Annotated in this window: 1 protein-coding gene and 1 pseudogene; both read right to left on the reverse strand. The window is 72.3% G+C overall.

What is annotated here, in order from left to right; all coding sequences use genetic code 11:
* Positions 1–154: 154 nt before the first annotated feature.
* A pseudogene (locus ACWEOI_RS01540) lies at positions 155–14,128 on the reverse strand (amino acid adenylation domain-containing protein); the annotation flags it as partial.
* 310 nt (positions 14,129–14,438) lie between these two features.
* Positions 14,439–21,752, reverse strand: coding sequence for an amino acid adenylation domain-containing protein (locus tag ACWEOI_RS01545; RefSeq protein WP_452358671.1), 7,314 nt, complete (start codon positions 21,750–21,752; stop codon positions 14,439–14,441).
* Between the last annotated feature and the right edge of the window lie 183 nt (positions 21,753–21,935).

Consider the following 21,935-nt stretch of genomic DNA (forward strand, 5'->3'; position numbering starts at 1 on the left):
CGGTTGGCTCGACCCCCGACAGACCATACGGCTTATCCCATCGCCGCAACAGCCGCAATGTTACGGGCGGGTCGCGCGGCGGGGCCCATCGGCCCACCGCGCGTCGCCCATCGATCTCCGTTCACGTCCAGCTCAGCGGCTGTGCGGTCGCCCGCTAACGGCCGTGTTCGGCGAGCCCGGCCAGCGCCTGCACCCAGCCCTCGACCAGCTGCTTGACCTGGTCCAGGGTCAAGACCGCGCCGACGAAGTCGAAGCGGGCGACGAGCCCGTCCTGACTGGTGTCGACGGTGACGTCCAGGTACAGGTCGGCGGCCACCGGCTCCGGGTAGACCTCGGCGGGCCGCAGGTCCCGGTATCGGAAGCCGATGCGGCCCAACGGAAGCACCGCGATCTCGGCGACCGTGTCCGGGTTCAGGTACCGCAGCAGCCCGAATCCGACACCGTGCGAGGGCACCTCGCGCGCGAAGTCCCGGATCTGCTCGATGATCGAGCCCGCGCTGGGCCCACCGGAGCGCACCTCGGCCAGGTCCAGGCCCTCGAGCCGGAGCGGGAACGGGTAGCTGGTGCTGAACGCGCCGACCGTGCGCAGCCCGTCCCGGTCGCCGGGGACGCGGCCGTCGGCGATCAGGCGCACCACCGAACCCAGTGTGTCGCGCAGTGTTTCGGAGTCCGGGTCGAGCAGGGTCGCGGCCAGCGCGGTGAGCAGCACCTCGTCGATGCTGGCGTGGTAGCGGCGGGCGACGGAGTCGACGGCCGCGGCGCCCTCCCCGGTGATGGCCACCGAGACCCGCCCGCGGCTGCCGGAGTCGGCCTCGCCGAGCACCAGGTCCGGGGAGATGCCCTCGGTCACGCCCGCGAGCGCCTTACGCCACCAGTCCAATTCGTCGACGGTGGCGTCGTCCACGGCGCGGTCGGCCAGGGCCCGGGCGACGCCGCGCGGGTGCGCGTCGGCGCTGTGCGGGGTGGCGTGGCCGCCGGACCAGGAGGCGGTGAGGTCCTCGATGACGGTGCGCCACGAGGCGTCGTCCACCACCAGGCCATTGGCGACCACCACCAGCACGGCGGCGGGACGGTCCCCGGCATCGCCGCCTCCGGCGGCGTTCTCGAGCAGGACGAAGCGCATGTTGTAGCCGCGCTCCGGGTCGAGTTCGGCTGCGGCGGCGTGGATCACGGCCTCGATGGGGTCACCGACGGCCTCGACGTTCGGGTCGATCTGCCACACGACGGCGGCGCCGCGCGGCTGCACGGCCGGAATGTCCAACGCCACGGTGTCGCCGTCGCGGCGCAGGCGGGCCCACAGCCCGGGGTGCCGGTCCAGGAGTCCGGCGACCGAACGGCGCACGCGGGTGCCGGAGATGCCGGCGGCGATGTCGAGGGTGATGGCCCGGACCCAGATGCCGGACGGCTCCACCTCGAGCAGGCCGATGGCTCCGGCGGGCAGCGGCGACACCTCGCCGACCGCGCTGAGCGCGGGGCCGGACGTGGCGGACACCGGGACCGCGGGGCGGTCGGTGCTCGGCGCGGCGGGGGTGTCGACGGCCGAATCCGGTTCGGTCGCGCGCTGATCCGCCGCATCGCGGGACGCGGCGGGCCCGGATTCCGAGGCCGCCGGCACGTCGTACCGAGGCGCGGCGGTCTCCGGCTCCGGCCGGAACGCGACGTCCGGTTCGAAGGCGACATCGGGTTCGAAGGCCGCGTCGGGCTCGTAGGCGCGGTCGGGTTCGGAGCCCACCGAGCGCGCGGGTTCGGCGGGATCGTGCAGTTTGACCGGCGGCGCGAGGTCTTCGGGCCGGATGATCGGCAGCACCTGGGTGATGGCCCAGTCGTCGACGTTGTTCATCGAGTCGGCGTTGTTCGCCGGTTCGGCGCTCTCCACCGGTTCAGCTTTGTCCACCGTCGCCGAGTTGTCCGCGGGTCCGCCGGTTTCCGGCGTTTCGCCACGGTCGGCACGCTCGATGAGCTCGGCCAGGCGCGGGCCGATGACCGCGAACGCCTCCGGGGTGCACATGAGCTGATGCCGCACCGGGACAACGTGTTCGGCGATGCGGCCGGTGACGTAGGGCCGCCAGTCCTCGACGCTGTGCGGTTCGCCGTCCTCGCGGCCGAATTCGGCGGAGAACAGGTCCATCCGGGTGTCGAGCACCGAATGCCGGTAGCGCGCACCGAGTTCCACGGTGCGGACCGCGCCGCGGTACATGCGCCGCAGCCGGTCCACGGTGAGCACGGCCAGTTCGGCGGGGATGGCGGCGTGCAGGGCGTGCAGCGCCTCGTCGCTGAGGTCCTGCAGGTCGCCCGCGGGCAGCGCGTCCTCGCCGACGCCGAATTCCGCGAACTGCGCGCGCAGATCCTCACGGAAGCTGTCGAATTCGGCGCCCGGGTAGGCGTCGAGCACGGCCAGCAGGTCGACCCGGTCGCCGGCGGCCCGCAGTTCGGTGGCGATGGCGTGCGCGAGCACGCCGCCGAGGGAGTAGCCGAGCAGCCGGTACGGGCCCTCGGGCTGGACCTCACGCATGGCCTCGATGTAGGTCCGCGCGACCTCGGTCAGCGATTCGGGCCGATAGTCGTCCGCGGTGAGGGCCGGGGACTGCAGACCGTAGATCGGCTGGTCCTCGGGCAGGAACCGGGACAGTCCGGCGTAGGGCCAGGCCATGCCGACCATGGGCGGCGCGCAGAACAGCGGCGCGCGGGTGCCGGTGGCCCGGATGGGCAGCAGCACCCCGAGGGCCGAGTCGGCCGCGGCGTCGAAGTCGTGCTCGCCCTCGAGGGCCGCGGCGATGCGGGCGCTGAGCCCGGCCACCGTGGGCTCGGTGAAGAACCAGGACACCAGGACCTCGGCGCCGGTGAGCTCGCGCAGTTTGGCGACGATGCCGGTGGCCAGCAGCGAGTTGCCGCCGATGGCGAAGAAGTCGTCGTCGACGCCGACCCGGTCGAGGCCGATGGCCTCGGCGAAGGCGGCGGCCACCGTCTCCTCGAGCGGGTTGCTCGGGGCGCGGTATTCGCCTTGGCGCAGTTCGGGTTCCGGCAGGGCCTTGCGGTCCAGCTTGCCGACCGGGGTGAGCGGCAGTTCGTCGAGGACCAGGATGGCGGCGGGCACCATGTGCGGCGGCAGGGTCCGCGCGGCGTGCTCGGTGAGCAGGTCCGGGTCGGGCGAGTGGCCGGGCGTGGCCAGCACGTACGACACCAGGACGGTGACGCCCGCGTGGTTCTTGCGGCCCACGGTGACGGCGTACTCGACCGCCGGGTGGGTGGCCAGCACGGCGTCGATCTCGCCGAGTTCGATGCGGAAGCCGCGCACCTTGACCTGGAAGTCGGAGCGCCCGACGTAGTCGAGCTCCCAGCTGACCTGGGTCCCGGCCAGATTGCCGTCCCGGAGTTCGGGTTCGGCGAACCAGCGGACCACGTCGCCGGTGCGGTACATGCGCGAGCCGGGTTCACCCCACGGGTTCGCGACGAACCGTTCCGCCGAGAGCGCGGCCCGGTTGCGGTAGCCGCGCGCGAGCGCGCCGCCGGACAGGTACAGCTCGCCCGCGACGCCCGGCGGCACCGGGTTCAGGCGGGAGTCCAGCACCAGCGCCGACATGCCGTGCACCGGGGAGCCGATGGTGATGTGGCGGCCCGGTTCCAGCTGCGCGTAGGTGGAGATGATGGTGGTCTCGGTGGGCCCGTACGCGTTGTGGTAGACGCGATTTCCGGTCTTCCACTTGGCCACCAGTTCCGGCGGGGTGACGTCGCCGCCGACCGACACCACTTCCATCTGCGACTGCCCGGCCGGGTCGACGGTGCCGAGCACCGCGGGGGTGATGATCGCGTGGGTGACGTTCTCGCGGCGCATGAGTTCCGCGAGCTCGGGTCCGCCGAGGATGTCCCGGGGCACGATCACCAGGGCCGCGCCGGTGGAGAAGGCGCAGATCCACTCCAGCACCGAGGGATCGAAGCTGGGTGAGCAGATGTGCAGCATCCGGTGCTCGGGATCGAGGTCGTAGAGACCGGTCGCGTAGTCGCTCAGGCCGCCCAGGCCCGCGTGGGTCACGGTGACGCCCTTGGGCATTCCGGTGGAACCCGAGGTGTAGATGACGTAGGCCGGGTTGGCCATGCGGATGGGCGCGATCCGGTCGGCGTCGGTCACCGGCGCCGGGGACTCGGCCGCGGCCCGGCGGTCGGTGGCGGCGTCGTCGAGGCACAGCCATTCGACCTCACCGGGCAGCGTGGGCTGGAAGGCCTTGCTGGTGATGCCGATGACGGCGCCGGAGTCGGAGACCATGTGCCGCACCCGGTCCGCCGGATAGGCGGGGTCGACGGGCACGTGCGCGCCACCGGCCTTGGCGATGGCGAGCACCGCGGCGACCATCTCGAACGAGCGCGGGAAGGCCACGGCGACCAGCTTTTCCGGGCCGACGCCGTGCCGGATGAGGACCCGGGCCAGCTGCGAGGAGTAGTCGTCGAGTTCGCCGTAGCTGATGGAGTGCCCGCGGTAGCGGATGGCGACACGGTCGCGACCGAGGGCGACGCCGCGGGTGAGCAGCTCGGGCAGCAGCGCGGTGGCCATCACCTCGTCGCCGTGCACGTGGGTGAGCAGTTCGTACTCGTCGGCGTCGAGCAGCGGCAGGTCGCCGATGGCGGTGACGGGCCGGTCCACGATGGCCTCGAGCAGCCGGACGAAGCGCTCCGCGAAGACTTCCACGGTGCGCTGTTCGAAAAGGTCGCGCGCGTAGGTGAACACGGCGTGCAGGCCGCTGTCCGCGTCGCCCTCGCGGACGGTCAGCGACAGGTCGAACTGGGAGGTCTGGATGCCGGAGTCCAGGGCGCTGATCCGCAGTCCGGGCAGCTCGAAGTCGCTGTCGGGGGTGTTCTGGAAGGCCAGCATGACCTGGAACAGCGGGTTGCGGGCGGTGGACCGCTCGGGGTTGAGCACCTCGACGAGCCGCTCGAACGGCAGGTCCGCGTGCGCGAAGGCCTGCAGGTCGGCTTCCTTGGTGGCGGCGAGCAGTTCGTGGAAGCGGAGTCCGCCGTCCACGTGCGAACGCAGCACCAGGGTGTTGACGAACATGCCGATGACGTCGTCGAGGGCGGCCTCGCCGCGGCCCGCGACGGGCGTGCCGATGGCGATGTCGTCGGTCCCGGACAGTCGCGCCAGGAACAGGGCCAGCGCGGAGTGCACGACCATGAACAGGGTGGCGTTCTGCTCGCGGGCGATGCGCGCCAGACCCTGCTGGAGTTCGGCGTCGATGTGGAAGGGCACCAGGCCGCCGCGGAAGCTGGACACCGGCGGGCGCGGGTGGTCGGCGGGCAGGTTGAGCTCGTCCGGCAGCCCGGCCAGCGCGGTGCGCCAGTAGGCGGCCTGCTCCGAGATCAGGCTCTGCTCATCGGTTTCCGAGCCCAGGACGGCGCGCTGCCACAGGCTGTAGTCGGCGTACTGGACGGTGAGCGGGGTCCACGCGGGCGCGGCACCGGCCGAGCGCGCGATGTAGGCGGTCATCAGGTCGCGGGCCAGCGGGCCCATGGACCAGCCGTCGGCGCTGATGTGGTGGGCGACCAGCACGATCACGTGCACGGCGGGTTCCACCTCGAAAAGGCGGACGCGCAGCGGGATCTCGCGGGTGACGTCGAAGCCGGTGGCCAGCAGTGTGCCGATCAGCTCGGGCAGGTCGGCGGCCGCGGCGGGCTCGGCGGTGAGTTCCGGCACCGCCTGCTCGGCGGGCAGCACCACCTGGTGGGCCGCTCCCCCGCTCTGCGGGTACACGGTGCGCAGGGTCTCGTGGCGGGCCACCAGGTCCGCGACGGCCTGACGCAGCGCCTCGACGTTCAGCTCGCCGTCCAGGCGCAGGGCCATCGGCAGGTTGTAAGCGGTTGCGGCGGTGTCGAACTGGTTGAGGAACCACATCCGCTGCTGAGCCAGCGAGAGCGGCACCAGCTCCGGGCGCGGGCCCGCGACCAGCGGCGGACGGCGGCGGCCGCCGCTGCCGGTCAGCACGCGTCGCGCCAGTTCGTCGACGGTGGTGGCCTCGAACAGGTCGCGCACGCCGAGCCCGGATTCGAGCGCGGTGTTGATGCGAGCCACCACCTGGGTGGCGACCAGCGAGTTGCCGCCGAGGGCGAAGAAGTCGTCGTCGAGGCCGACGGGCCGGTCCAGGCCGAGGGTCTCGGCGAAGACGGCCGCGACGGCCAGTTCGACCGTGGAGACGGGGGCGCGGAACTCGCGCGCCTCGAATTCCGGTGCGGGCAGGGCCTTCCGGTCCAGTTTGCCGTTGGCGTTGACCGGCATGGCGTCCAGCACCACCGTGGCGGCGGGCACCATGTAGGACGGCAGCCGGGCGGCCAGGTGGGTACGCAGCGCGTCCTGATCGATGGCGCCGCCGGCGGTGGGCACCACGTAGGCGGCCAGCATGTCGCCGGTGTGCTCGGAGGAGTGCAGCACCACCACGGCCTGGTCCACGGCCGGGTGCGCGGTGAGGGCGGCCTCGATCTCGCCGAGTTCGATGCGCAGGCCGCGCAGCTTCACCTGGAAGTCGCTGCGGCCCAGGTAGACCAGGTCGCCGTCGGCGTTCCACTTCACCAGGTCGCCGGTGCGGTACATGCGTTCGCCGCGGCCGAAGGGGCTGGCCACGAAGCGTTCCGCGCTCAGGTCGGGGCGGCCGACGTAGCCGCGCGCCAGCTGCGCGCCGGCCAGGTACAGCTCGCCCACCAGGCCGGGGGCGACCGGGTGCAGGCGCGCGTCGAGTACGTAGGCGCGGGCGTTCCAGACCGGGCCGCCGATCGGCACGGCCCCGGCCACGTCGGCGGGGACGGGCGCGGCGGTGGCGTGCACGGTGAATTCGGTGGGCCCGTACAGGTTGTGCAGGGCGGCCGGGCTGATCGCCCGGAAGGCGTCCACGGCGTCGGAGGTGAAGGCCTCACCGGCCACCAGCAGCGCGCGCAGCGAGCCGATCCGCTCCGGATCGGCGGTGGCGGCGAACATCCGCAGCATGGACGGCACGAACGAGGTGATGGTGACGTTGTGCGCGGCGATCACGTCGGCCAGGTACTGCGGGTCGCGGTGGCCGTCGGGGGTGGCGACGATCATGCGGCCACCGGTGGCCAAGGGGGCGAACAGTTCCCACACCGAGACGTCGAAGGTGGCCGGGGTCTTGAACAGCACCACGTCGTCGCGGCCGATCCCGTATTCGCCGGTGATCCAGCGGATCTGGTTCACGGCGGCCGCGTGCGGCACCGCGACGCCCTTGGGGCGGCCGGTGGATCCGGAGGTGAAGATGACGTACGCGGTGTGCTCGGGACGCAGTGGCGCCCGGCGTTCCCCGTCGGTCACCGGGTATTCGGCGTAACCCGCCAGGATCGCGGTGTCGACCTCGAGCACGCGGCGCTCGCCGGCGTCGAAGCTGTCGCGCGAGGTGGTGAGCACGCACACCGGGTCGGCGGTGTCGAGCACGTGGGCGACCCGCTCGGCGGGCTGGTCCGGATCCAGCGGCACGTACGCGCCGCCCGCCGCCAGCACCGCGTAGGCGGCGGTGACGAAGTCCAGCGACCGCCGGATGTGCAGGGCCACCAGCGTTTCCGGGCCGACGCCCTCGGCGATCAGGCGTCGCGCCAAGCGGTGCACGCGGGCCGCGAACTCGCCGTAGGTGACCCGCTCGCCGCCACTGTCGATCGCGATCGCGTCGGGGGTGCGCAGGGTCTGGGTCTCGAACTGCGAGAGCAGCGTGGAGCTCCAGGCGTGCTGCCCGGCCGTGAGGTCGACGGTGGTGGCGTTCCAGTCCGTCATCACGCGCTGGCGTTCGTCCACGGCCAGCAGGTCGAAGTCGCCGACGGCGCGTTCGGGGTGGGTGGCGGCGGCGACCAGGGTGCGGCGCAGGCGCTCGGCCAGGCGGTCCATGGTGTCGGCGTCGAACAGGTCGGTGGCGTAGGTGAAGGCGGCCGAGATGCCCTGCGCCACACCGTCGGTGGAGGTGCGCTCGACCAGGGTGAGGTCCAGGTCGAACTTGGCGACCGGCACGGTCAGGTCGACGTCGGAGACGGTGACGCCGGGCAGCTCGAACACCGCCGGGGTCATGTTCTGCAGCGTCATCGACACCTGGAACAGCGGGTGCCGGGCCTGCGAGCGCGGCGGATCCAGCAGTTCCACGATGCGTTCGAACGGCGCGTCGGCGTGCTCGAAGGCAGCCAGGTCGGTGCGGCGGACCGCGGTCAGCAGTTCCGCGAAACCGGCGTTGGGGTCGACCTCGGTGCGCAGCACCAGGGTGTTGACGAACATGCCGATGAGCTCGTCCAGGGCGGCCTCGCCGCGGCCCGCGATGGGCGCGCCGATGGCGATGTCGCGGGTGCCCGACACGCGTGCCAGCAGCACCGCGAAGGCGGCGTGCAGCACCATGAACAGGGTCGTGTTGTGCTGCTGCGCAACCCGGTTCAGGGCGGCGTGCACGTGCGGATCGATGTCGAAGACGTGCACCGCGCCGCGACCGGAGGCCACCACCGGGCGCGGCCGGTCGGTGGGCAGTTCCAGCTGGTCGGGCAGTCCGGCCAGGGTGTCGCGCCAGAAGTCGAACTGGCGGGCCAGCGGCGAGGCGGGGTCGTGCTCGTCGCCGAGGCTCTCGCGCTGCCACAGCGCGAAGTCCGCGTACTGCACCGGCAGCGGCGACCACTCCGGATCCTGGCCCCGCATGCGGCCGAAGTAGGCGGTCATCAGGTCGCGGGTGAGCGGGCCGCCGGAGAAGCCGTCACCGGCGATGTGGTGGACCACGCACACCAGCACGTGGTCGTCGTCGCTGAGGCGCAGCAGGCGCAGCCGCAGCGGCGGCGCGACGGTCACGTCGAACGGCGAGAACGCGGCCTCCGAGACCACCTGGGCCACTTCGGCTTCGGTGACCTGCACGACCGGCAGCGACGGCATGGCGTCGGGCGCGTCGACGGCCAGGATCAGCTGGTGGCCGACGCCGTCGTGCTCGGGGTAGTAGGTGCGCAGCACCTCGTGCCGGGCCACCAGGTCGGCCACGGCGTCGCGCAGCGCGGGCACGTCGAGCGGGCCGGCGACGCGCAGCGCGGTGGGCAGGTTGTAGGTGGCCGCCTCCGGATCGAGCCGGTTGAGGAACCACATGCGCTGCTGGGCGTAGGACAGCGGGATCAGCTCCGGGCGCGGCATGGGCCGCAGCGGGGCGGCCCCGGCGACGGCCGAATCGGCCAGCGCGTCCAGGGAATTCGCGAGTTCGGCGACGGTCGGGTGCTCGAACAGGGCGCGGACCGGGACGCGGGCGCCGATGGCCGCGCCCAAGCGGGCCACCACCTGGGTGGCGTTGAGCGAGTTGCCGCCGAGTTCGAAGAAGTCGTCGTCGGCGCCGACGCGGTCGGCGCGCAGCACGGTCGCGAAGATCTCGGCCACCGTCTGCTCGGCGGCCGTGGCGGGCTCGCGGTATTCGCGGGCCTGGAACTGCGGCACCGGCAGCGCCTTGCGGTCGAGCTTGCCGGAGGCGTTGAGCGGCATGGCCTCCAGGCGCACCACGGCCGAGGGCACCATGTAGGAGGGCACGGATTCGCGGGTGTGGGCGAGCAGGTCGGCGTCGGTGACCTGCGTATCGTCCTCGAGGACGACGTAGGCGACCAGGCGGTCGCCGGTCTCGCCGCGCACCAGGGAGACGGCGGCGCGGTGCACGGCGGGGTGGCCGAGCAGCACGGTCTCGATCTCGCCGAGTTCGATGCGCTGGCCGCGCAGCTTGATCTGGAAGTCGCTGCGGCCCAGGTATTCCAGGGCGTGGCCGGCGCCGGACGGCACCCAGCGGACCACGTCACCGGTGCGGTAGAGCCGCTGCCCGTTCTCGTGGGCGACGAAGCGTTCGGCGGTCAGCGCGGGCGCGCCGAGGTAGCCGCGCGCCAATTGCACACCGGCGACATACAGTTCGCCGGCCGCGCCGAACGGCACGGGGCGCAGCTGCCGGTCCAGCACCAGGACCCGGGTGTTGGCGACGGGGCCGCCGATCGGCACCGCGACACCGTGGGTGTGCTCGGCCGGGTGGGCGGTGACCACGGTGGCCTCGGCGGGGCCGTACCAGTTCACCAGTCGCGTATCCGGCAGCGCCGCCGCGAATTTCGCGGCGCTCTCGGCGGACAGCGCCTCACCGGCGGCGAACACCCAGCGCAGCGAGGGGTGCCGCCGGGCCGCGCCGTCGAGGTAGGCGTCGAGCATGGACGGCACGAAATGCACGGAGGTGACCGCGTATTCGTCGATCACCCGCGCGATGTAGGCCGGGTCGCGGTGCCCGTCCGGCTCGGCGACCACCACGGTCGCGCCGGTCTGCAGGGGCCAGAACAGCTCCCAGGTGGAGATGTCGAAGGTGATCGGCGTCTTGTGCAGCACCACGTCGCCGGGACGGTGCGGGTAGGTGCGCTGCGACCAGCGGAACTGGTTGGCCATCTGCCGGTGGGTGATCACCACGCCCTTGGGGCGGCCGGTGGAGCCGGAGGTGTAGATGACGTAGGCGGCATTGTCCGGGCGCACCGGCGCGGGGGCCACCTCGACGAACTGGTCCGCGCCCGCGAGCGCGTCCACGAAGAACAGCGGGACGCCGGAAGTGGTTTCGAAGTCGTCGGCGGCGCGGGTGAGCACGCACACCGGCGCGGATCCGGCCAGCACGTACTCGTTGCGCTCGGCCGGATGGTCGGGGTCGACCGGCACGTACGCGCCGCCGGACCGCAGCACCGCGTAGACGGCCACGACCAGGTCGATGCTGCGCCGCATGGCCACGGCCACCCGGGATTCCGCGCCGACGCCGCGCAGGGTGAGCTCCTGCGCCAGGCGGCGGGAGCGGGCGTCGAGCTCGGCGTAGGTGAGGCTGGTGCGGTCGAAGACGACGGCGGGGGCGTCGGGGGTCCGGGCCACCTGGGCGTCGAACAGGGTGAGCAGCGTCGAATCGTCCCGCAGCTCGGGCACATCGGTGGCGTTGACCTCCGCCAGCGCGCGGCGTTCGCCGTCGAGCAGCGCGTCGATCTCGGCCACGCGGGCCCGCGGATCGGCGGCGATGCGGCCGAGCAGCGCCGCGAGCCGGTCGGCGATGGCCTGCGCGGCGTCCTCGTCGAAGAGGTCGCGCAGGTACTTCACGCCGAAGCCGAGACCCTTGCCGCGCGGCTGCACCATGACGGTGAGCGGGTAGTGGGTGCCGTTGGTCGCGGACGCGCCGAGGATGCCCGCGCCGTCGATGGGCGCGGCGGCGTCGTCGAGCGACTCCTCGTCCACCGGGAACGAGGCGAACACCACGATGGAGTCGAAAAGCCCGTCGACGCCGGCGATCTCCTGGATCTCGCCCAGGCCGACGTAGTGGTGGTCGAGCAGGGCGGCCTGCTCGTCCTGCAGCGACCGCAGCACCTGCGTGAGGGTGTCGCCCGCGTTCAGCCGCACCCGCACCGGGATGGCGTTGAGGAACAGGCCGATCATGGTCTCGATGCCCGCCAGCTGCGGCGGACGGCCGGAGACGGTGGCGCCGAAGACCACGTCGTCGCGGTCGGTGCTGCGGCCGATGAGCAGACCCCACGCGGCCTGCACGACGGTGTTGAGCGTGACGCCGGCATTGTGGGCCACCTTGGTCAGGGTGGCGGTGTCGGTCTCGGACAGCGTGAAGGTGATTTCGCCGATGCCCGAGGTGATCTCACGGGAGGGGTCGACCGCGGCCAGCGGGGTCGGATCGTCGAATCCGGCCAGGGTCTCGCGCCAGGCCTCGCGCGCCGCGCCGTGGTCGCGGGCGGCCAGCCAGGCCAGGTAGTCGCGGTACGGGCGCACCGCGGGGATCCGGGAGGCGTCGCCGTCGGCCGCGTAGAGCAGCAGCATGTCCTGCACCAGCAGCGGCATGGACCAGCCGTCGATGAGGATGTGGTGGCTGGTGACGCAGACCCGGTACGCTCCACCTCCCTGCGCTTGGTCCGCGGCGGTCCGGAACAGCGTGATGCGCAGCAGCGGGCCCGCGCCCATGTCGAAGTGGCGGGCCACGTCGAAGGCCATGAGCCGGTCGGTCTCGGCCAGCGCCTCGGCGGGTTCGCGGTCGCTGAGATCCAGGTACTGCCAGGGCAGTTCGACGTCGTCGAGGATGACCTGCAGCGGATTGCCCGCGCTGTCCTCGGCGAAGACGGCCCGCAGGTTGACGTGCCGTTCCAGCATGGCGCGGGCGGCGGCGTGCACGCGCTCCACGTCGATCTCACCGGCCACGTCGAGAGCGAACTGCACCATGTAGGCGTCGACCGAGGATTCGGCCAGGCGGGCGTGGAACAGCATGCCGGACTGCAGCGGCGTCAGCGGCCACACCTCGGACAGGTTCGGGTACCGCTCGCGCAGCCGCGCCTCGTCGGCCGCGTCCAGCTCGACCAGCGGGCCGGTCGCGAGTTCCTCGGTGGCGGTGGCGTTCTCGACCGGCACCGCGACCTCGGCCAGCGCGGCCACGGTGCGGGCGGCGAACATCTCGCGCGGCTTGAAGCCCAGGCCGCGGGCGCGCGCCCGGGACACGATCTGGATGGCGGTGATGGAATCCACACCGAGGCTGAAGAAGTCGTCGTCGAGGCCGACCCGGTCCAGGTGCAGCACCTCGGCGATGACCTCGGCCACCGCCTGCTGCGCGGGGGTCTCCGGCGCGCGGTACTCGCCGATCTCGAGCTGCGGTTCCGGCAGCGCGCGGCGGTCCAGCTTGCCGGCGGGGGTCAGCGGGATCTCGTCGAGTTCCATGATGGCGGCGGGCACCATGTGCGCGGGCAGCGCCCGTTCCGCCAGCTCGGACAGTTGCAGGGTGTCGATCGAATAGCCCGGGGCGGCATGCACGTACGAGACCAGCGCGGTGGCGCGCCCGTTCACCTCGTGGCCGATGGTCACCGCGAAGTCGACCGACTCGTCGCCCGCCAGCACGGCGTCGATCTCGCCGAGTTCGATGCGCAGGCCGCGGATCTTGACCTGGAAGTCGTTGCGGCCCAGGTACTCCAGTTCCCCGGCGGCATTGGCGCGCACCAGGTCGCCGGTGCGGTAGAGCCGGGAGCCGTTGGCCTCGAATGGATTCGCCACGAAGCGCGACGAGGTCAGTTCGGGGCGGGCGTGATAGCCGCGGGCCAGCAACGCGCCCGCGATGTACAGCTCACCGGGCGCTCCCGCCGGGACCGGCCGCAGCCGCTCGTCCAGCACGTGCGCCGCCGCGCCGCGGACCGCCGCACCGATGGTGACCGTGCGGTCGGCCGCCAGCGGATCGGAGATATTGGTGGCGATAGTGGCCTCGGTGGGCCCGTAGGCATTGAAGAACCGGCGGTTGCCCGACGGGCTCGTCGACCATCGACGCACCAGCTCCGGCGACACCGCCTCGCCGCCACCGACGATGGACTCCATGCCCGTCAGCTGCTCGGGATCCAGGGAGGCCAGCACCGACGGCGTGATCAGGCCGTGTGTGACGCCCTCGCGGGCGATCAGCACGCCCAGCTCCGGGCCGCCGTACACGTCGGGCACGGTGACCACCAGGGTCGCGGCCGCGCCCACGGCCATCAGCAGTTCCATGATGGAGGCGTCGAACGACGGGGTGGCCACGTGCAGCACCCGCGACTCCGGGCCGATGCCGAAGCGTTCCCGCATCTCGGCGGTGAGCGCGGCCAGGCCGGTGTGGGTGACCACGACGCCCTTGGGCAGACCGGTGGAACCCGAGGTGTAGATGGCGTAGGCGGCGTGCTCGGCGCGCAGGGGGCGCACCCGGTCGGCATTGGTGACGGGTTCGGCGGAGTAGGTGTTCGCGGCGGCCAGGAACTCGTCGGTGTCGATGTCGAGCCACGGCACGGCGGCGGGCAGCGCGGAGCGGGTGTCGGCGACGGTCAGGCCGAGGACCGCGCCGGAGTCGGTGACCATGTGCAGCACGCGGTCGGCCGGGTAGCTGGGGTCGACGGGCACGAAACCGGCGCCGGTCTTGGCGACCGCCCAGACCGCGACCACGGACTCCACCGAGCGACGGATGCCGACCGCGACCAGATCCTCCGGGCCGAGGCCGCGCGCGATGAGCAGCCGGGCCAGCCGGTTGGAGCGTTCGTCGAGTTCGCCGTAGCCGAGGCGGGCCAGAGCGGCGTCGGCGTCGGCCAGGACGACGGCGGCGCCGCCCGGGTTGGCCTCCACGGCGGTGGCCATGAGTTGCGGCAGGGTCGGGACATGCGGTCCGCGGCGGGTCCGGGTCGGGCGTACGCGAGCCGTGCGGGTCATGCCTGCACCGCCACGAGCTCGTTCTTCCGGTCCCCGACCACCCGAATCATGCAGCTTGTCCTCATCCTGTCCGTGTTGCTCTACCGCCGCGTGCACCGACAAACTTCATCGGATCCACGTAGGCCGCGTTACTCCGCCCTGCCGGTGGCAGGGTGGTTCGCCGCCCTCGGAGACGGCGGGTTCACGCGGGGCTTCCCCAGAGTATTCAGCCCGGCGGGCGGGAGAGCCACTCCGGGAGGTCAACCCGTGGTCATCACACCCCACCCGCCCCGGGAAGGGCGATCACGGTGTGACCGGACCACTGCGCGGGGACCGGGAGCGCGTCCACCACCAGGGCCCGCAGATCCTCCAACTCGGCGGGGTCCACCCGGCCGACACCGTCGCGTTCGGCGAACAGGTGGGTGACCCATTCGTCGGCGAGCGTCCCGGTCAGGTCGGCGCCCGGCTCGGCCAGCACCATCGACGCCCCGACGCCGCCGGCGGCGATCACCTCCAGCAGCGCGAAGGGATGGTCCACCGCGCCCGTCCGGAAGGTGCGGGATTCGAAGGTCAGCTCCGATTCGCCGCGAATCCGGTCCACCAGGGCGGCCACCGCGTCGTAGCCCAGGGAGGCCCGCCCGGGGGCGGCGAAGGCGGTGTCGTCGCCGCGCAGGGCGCGGGTGCGGTGCGCGTAGGTGACCGGCCGCGCGGATTCGGCGGCGATCTCGGCGGCCACGCCCGGATCGTCGAGGGCCAGCCAGTCGAGGCCGGCGACCGCCATGGGCGTCCCGGTGGTGAGACCGACCTTCATATCCAGTCCGGCCGGGGGCAGCCGGTCGAGGGAGGCCAGCGGTACCGCGGCGGCACCGGCCTTGAGCACCGCCCAGGTGGCCACGGCCAGGTCGACGCCGCGGTCCAGGCGCAGGCCCACGCCCGTGCCCGGGCCACAGCCGCGCCCGATGAGGACGCGGGCCAGCCGGGAGGAGCGGGCGTCGAGGTCCTGGTAGGTGACGGATTCGTCGCCGTGGACCAGGGCCGGGCCGTCCGGATCGTCCTCGACCGTGACCGACAGCGACTGCGGCAGCGCGGCGCCGTGGGCGGTGGTGGTAACCACCGGCACGGGGGTGGGCGCGGCTTGTACGCGGGAACGCTCGGCCGAGTCCAGCAAATCGATATCGCCGACCGGCATGTGCGAGTCGGCGGCCACCGCGGCCAGCACCCGCAGCAGTCGTGCGCCCAGCACCTCGATGGTCGATTCGTCGAAAAGGTCGGTGGCGTAGGAGAACACGACGGCGAGATCGCCGGGGGTCCCGTCGGCGGCGGGCGGGTGCGCCTCGACACCGATCTGGAGATCGAACTTGGCGGCGGTCAGGTCGGCGTCCACGCCGGAGACGGTCAGCCCCGGTAGTTCGAGTTCGGCGACCTCGTTGTTCTGCAGGGCCAGCACCACTTGTAGTAGCGGTCCCGCGCCGGGCGCGACCGCCTCCACCACCCGCTCGTAGGGCAGGTCCGCGTGCGCGAAGGCCGACAGGTCGGTTTCGCGAGCCGCGGCGACCAGGTCGTCGAAGGAGGCTGCGGGGTCCACGGCGGTGCGCAGGGTGAGGGTGTTGACGAACATGCCGACCAGGCCGTCGAGCACCCGTTCGCCGCGGCCCGCGACCGCGGTGCCGACCACGATGTCCGAGCTGCCCGACTGCCGGGCCAGCAGCACGGCGAGGGCCGCGTGCATGACCATGAACAGCGACGCGTTGTGGCGGCGCGCGATCCGGTTCAGTTCGGCGTGGATCTCGGCCGGCACCACGTAGTCGACCAGCGCGCCGCGCATGGACGGCGCGGCCGGGCGGGGCCGGTCCAGCGCCAGCGGCGGCCGCGCCGGCAGGTCCGCGAGCTGTTCGCGCCAGTACGCCAATTGCGCTGCCGCGACGGAGTTCTCGTCGGTGTCGACGCCGATCATGGCGCGCTGCCAGAGCGCGAAGTCGGCGTACTGCACGGGCAGCGGGGCCCAGCCGGGGGTCTCGCCCTCGGCGCGGGACAGGTACGCGGTCATCAGGTCGCGGGCCAGCGGGGCGAAGGACGCGCCGTCGGCCGCGATGTGGTGGGCGACCAGGATCAGCAGGTAGTCGTCGGGCGCGTCACCGGCGAGCAGCCGCAGCCGCACCGGAACCTGCTGCGCCACATCGAATCCGGTGCCGACCAGCTGGTGCACGCACGCGCCGATATCACCGGTGCGCCGCAGTTCGAGGCCACCGGGTAGCGCCTCGGTGAGCGAGAGCACCTCCTGGTACGGCGCGCCACCGGGTTCGGATTCCGGGTAGCGGGTGCGCAGGATCTCGTGCCGGGTCAGCACGTCCTCCGCGGCGAGGGTCAGCGCCGTGACGTCGAGCGCGCCGGTGAGCCGGATGACCATGGGGATGTTGTAGGCCGCCGACTCCGGGTCGAGCTGGTTGAGCACCCACATGCGCTGCTGCGCCAGCGACAGCGGAACGCGGGCGGGCCGCTCCCCCGCCACCAGCGCGGGCCGGGTGCCCGCCGCCGCGCCCGGAACGATCCGGGCGGCCAGGCCGGAAACCGTTGGGGTCTCGAAGAGTTCGCGCACGGTGACGGTGCCCTCGAGGGCCTCGTTGACGCGGGAGACCGCCCGGGTGGCGATGAGCGAGTTGCCGCCGAGTTCGAAGAAGTCGTCGTCCGCGCCGACCCCGTCCACACCGAGCAGGTCCGCGAAGACGCCCGCCACGATCTCCTCGATCGGGGTCGAGGGCGCGCGGAATCGGCGGGGCTGGATGAGCGGGGCGGGCAGCGCGCGGCGGTCCAGTTTGCCGGAGGCGTTGAGCGGGAAGGCTTCCATCACGGCGACCGCCGACGGCACCATGTAGGCCGGAAGCTGCTGCGCAACAGCAGTTTTCACCTCGGTCGGATCGACGTCGACGCCGGGTTCGCGAACCACGTAGCCGATCAGCTGGTCGCCGGTGACGGCGTCGGACCGCACCACCACGACCGACTGCGCGACACCCGGCTGCGCCAGCAGCGCGGCCTCGATCTCGCCCAGTTCGATGCGCAGACCGCGCAGTTTCACCTGGAAGTCGGTGCGGCCCAGGTATTCGACCTCGCCCTCGGCGGTCCACTTCACCAGGTCGCCGGTGCGGTACATGCGCTCGCCGTGGCCGAAGGGGTCGGCCACGAAGCGGTCGGCGGTCAGGTCCGGGCGGGCCACGTAGCCGATGGCCAGCTGGTCACCGGCCAGGTACAGCTCGCCCGCGACGCCGGGCGCCACCGGTCGCAAGCGCGAATCCAGCACGTAGAGGCGGGTATTGAAGACCGGCCGCCCGATCGGCACCGAGACCGTGTCGGCGTCGGTCACCTCGTGATAGGTGACGTCGACCGCGGCCTCGGTCGGGCCGTACAGGTTGTGCAGCCGCGCGCCGGTGAGTTCCCGCAGCCGCTGCGCGGTGGGCGCGGGCAGCGCCTCGCCGGAGGCGAACACCTGCCGCAGCGCGGTCCCCGCGAAGCTGCCCTCGCCCAGGGTGGACAGGAACATGGCGAGCATGGACGGCACGAAATGCGCCGTGGTGACGCCTTGTTCGGCGATCACCTCGGCCAGGTACATCGGGTCCCGGTGCCCGTCGGGCCGGGCGACGACCAGGCGCGCGCCGGTCTGCAACGGCCAGAAGAACTCCCACACCGACACGTCGAAGGTCGCCGGGGTCTTCTGCAGCACCACGTCGGTGTAGGTCAGCCGGTATTCCGCCTGCATCCAGACCAGGCGGTTGACGATCGCCGCGTGGCTCACCGCCACGCCCTTGGGCCGCCCGGTCGAACCGGAGGTGAAGATGACGTAGGCGGGATGCGCGGGCCGCAGGGGTCGCACCCGGTCGAGCTCGCCGATCGGTTCGGCCGAGCGGTGCCGCGCCCGGTCCTCGGCGTCCTCCACCAGCACGGTGGAAATGCCGTCCCCGCCGTCGAATCCGTCGGCGCGGGTGGTGAGCACCAGGCGCGGGCGGGCGGTGTCGAGAATGTGGGCGATGCGGTCGTGCGGCTGTTCGGGGTCCAGCGGCACGTAGGCCGCGCCCGCCTCGACGATGGCGTACATGGCCACCACGAGTTCGGTGGAGCGCCGGATGGCCAGGGCGACCAGGGTTTCCGGGCCGACGCCGTACTCGTCCACCAGTTCGCGGGCGAGACGGCGGGCGCGCCGGGCGAGTTCGCGGTAGGTGAGGCGTTCGTGCTCGAACACGAGCGCCACGGCATCGGGGGTACTCGCGACCTGCGCCTCGAACATCGAGACCAGGGTCGGCGCGCTGCCACGCGGCAGGCCCACGGCCGCGACCACGTCGCAATCGGTGGCGTTCCAGTCGGTGAGGACCCGGCGCTGTTCCTGCTCCGACAGCAGGGCGAGATCGCCGACCGGACCGGCGGGGTCGCCGCCGACCAGTTCGAGCACGCGGGCGAACCGGCGTGCGAAGGAGGCGACGGTGTCCTCGTCGAAAAGGTCGAGCGCGTAGGAGAATTCGGCCGCCATGCCGGTGCCGTCGCCGTGCTCGTCGACCCGTTCCTGCACGGTCAGTTGCAGGTCGAATTTGGCGAACGGCACCTCGAGGTCCGCGCCGGAGACGGTGAGGCCGGGCAGGCGCAGGTCGGCGGGCGCCAGGTTCTGGAACGACAGCATGACCTGGAACAGCGGGTTGCGGGCCTGCGAGCGGGCCGGTTCGAGCAGGTCCACCAGTCGTTCGAAGGGCACGTCGGCATTGCCGAAGGCGCGCAGGTCGGATTCGCGGACCCGGCCCAGGAGTTCGGTGAACCCGAGCGCCGGATCGACGTCGGTGCGCAGCACCAGGGTGTTGACGAACATGCCGATGAGGTCGTCGAGTTCGGCGTCGCCGCGGCCCGCGACCGGGGTGCCCACGGCGATGTCGCGGGTGCCGGAGAGCCGGGCCAGCAGCACCGCGAGCGCCGCGTGCACGACCATGAAGGTGGTGCCGTTGTGGGCGCGGGCCAGTCGCCGCACGCCCGCGTACACGTCGTCGGCCAGTTCGAAGCGGAAGGTGCCGCCGCGGTAGGACGCGACCGGCGGGCGCGGGCGGTCCGCGGGCAGCACCAGCTCGTCGGGCAGTTCGGCGAGGGTGTCGCGCCAGAACGCGATCTGCCGTGCGATGGCCGAGGTCGCGTCGTCCTCGCTGCCGAGCGCGGCCCGCTGCCAGAGCGTGTAGTCGGCGTACTGGACCGGCAGCGGCTGCCACCGCGGCGCGTCGCCGGAGCCGCGGGAGACGTAGGCGGTCACCAGGTCCCGCACCAGCGGTCCCATGGAGAACCCGTCGGCGGCGATGTGGTGGACCACGCAGACCAGGACGTGCTCGTCCGGTCCCAGCCGCAGGACGCATAGTCGCAGGGGCGGTTCGGCGGTGACGTCGAAGCCGGTGCCGCCGAGTTCCATGACCCGTGGGGTCAGCTCGGCGAGGTCGATGTCGTCGATCGGAAGTGCCGGGATCGCACGGGAATCGGTGAGGGGCAGCACCTGCTGGTAGCCCTCGCCGTCGACCTCCGGGTAGATGGTGCGCAGCACTTCGTGCCGTTCCACCAGGTCCCGGGCCGCGGCGCGCATGGCGTCCAGGTCCAGTGCGCCGGACAGCCGGACCGCGAGCGGGACATTGTCGACCGCGCTGGCGGGATCGAACCGATTGAGGAACCACATGCGCTGCTGCGCGTAGGACAGCGGGACCCGGTCCGGGCGCGGCCCGGCGACCAGTGCGGGCGCGACGTTCCCGGTGGTGAGTTCGTCCTCGACCAGCCGGGCCAGCGCGGACACGGTGGAGGCGTCGAAGAGCACCCGCACCGGCACCCGCGTGTCGAGCGCGTTCCCGATGCGGGCCACGGCCTGCGCGGCCAGCAGCGAATTGCCGCCGAGTTCGAAGAAGTCGTCGTCGGCGCCGACCCGCACCGGGTCCGCGCCGGGCGGGGTGAGCAGGCCCGAGAAGATCTCGGCGACGGCCTGTTCCGCGGGCGTGGCCGGGGCCCTGAAGGCGCGGGCGGCGAAGACCGGTGCGGGCAGGCGGGCGCGGTCGACCTTGCCTACCGGGGTCAGCGGGATCTCGTCGAGGGCGACGATGGCCGCGGGAACCATGTAGGCGGGCAGCGACTCTCCCGCGAAGGCCGTCAGGGCGGCGACGTCCACGGTCGCGCCGGCGGTGGGGAGCACGTAGGTGACGAGGGCGGCGGCGCCGGTCGGCAGGGTGGTGCCGAGGGTGACGGCGAAGTCGACGTCCGGATGCGCGGTCACCGCGCTGTCGATCTCCCCGAGTTCGATGCGCAGACCGCGGATCTTGACCTGGAAGTCGGTGCGGCCGTGGTGTTCGAAGGTCCCGTCCTCGCGGCGGCGGACCAGGTCGCCGGTGCGGTAGAGCCGCTGCCCGGGTTCGCCGTAGGGGCTCGCGACGAAGCGTTCCGAGGTCAGTCCGGGCCGGTTCAGGTAGCCCATGGCGAGCGCCTGACCCGCCAGATACAGTTCGCCGATCACACCGGGCGGCACCGGCCGCAGCCCCGCGTCCAGCACATACGCGCCGATGCCGGCGAGCAGCGAGCCGATGTGGGTGCCGCCGCCGGGCTGTAGCGCGTCGGTGGCGGTGGCGATGGCGGTGACCTCGCTCGGGCCGTATTCGATGAAGAACTCGCGGTCGGGGGTGACCCACCGGTCGACCAGCGCGGACGGCACCCGCTCGCCACCGCACATGACGGCCTGCAGGTCCTGCGGCACCGCCGGATCCAGCGATTCCAGCACGGCCGGGGTGATGCAGAGGTGGGTGATGCGTTCGCGGCGTAGCAGTTCGGTCAGTTCCGGGCCGCCGAACACGTGCGGCGGCACCACCACCAGGGTCGCGCCCGCGCTGAACGCCCACAGCAGTTCGACGATGGAGAAGTCGAAGCTGGGGGTGATGAGGTGGGTGAGCCGCGAATCCTCGGTGATGCCACGGTGTTCCCGGCGGGCGGCCAGCACGGCCAGGCCCGCGTGGTCGATGGCCACGCCCTTGGGCTTGCCGGTGGATCCGGAGGTGTAGATGACGTAGGCCAGGTGCTGTTCGGTCAGCGCCCGGGTGCGGTCGGCGTAGGAGATGGGGTGCGAGGGCCGGGCGGTGATGCGTTCGGCGCGGGCGGGATCGTCGAGTTCGACCCAGTAGGCGGCGGTTCCGAGACCGCGGCGGTGGGCGGCCACGGTGACGCCGAATTTCGCGCCGGAGTCGGTGAGCATGTGCTCGATCCGGTCGGCCGGGTAGGTCGGGTCCACCGGCAGGTAGGCCGCGCCGGTCTTCACGATGGCCCACACCGCGAGCACCGATTCCACCGAGCGCGCGATGGCCATGGCCACCACGTCGCCGGGACCCACGCCCAGCGCGATCAGTTCGCGGGCGACCTGCGAGGACCGCTCGTCGAGTTCGCGGTAGGTGAGCTCGACCAGGTCGGCCGGATCTCCGGTGGGGTTGAAACTGACGGCGACGGCGGTGGCGGAGGATTCGACCGCGGCGGTGAGCAATTGGCCGAAGAATGGGCTGCCGGACCTGCGTCGTCGACTACCACGAGCTGCTCTGCGGGCAGTTTCCATACAGTTGTTCACCTCACAGATACAGCAATCCACACACGTCGAAGGTCTTCGACCAGCCCGAGCCGACAGTGCCTGCCGGCCGGGCGAACGCGCACAGCATATCCGCGCACGGCTGGTCCGACCGCTCGAACTGGAAGGACTATCGATGGCAGCGACACGGCGTTGCATGATGTGATCTGCGCC

The sequence above is a fragment of the Nocardia sp. NPDC004340 genome, assembly GCF_053602575.1.

Excerpts from the sequence above, each read along its gene's own strand:
- ACWEOI_RS01545 (WP_452358671.1), bottom strand. The coding sequence starts at position 21,752 with ATGGAAACTGCCCGCAGAGCAGCTCGTGGTAGTCGACGACGCAGGTCC.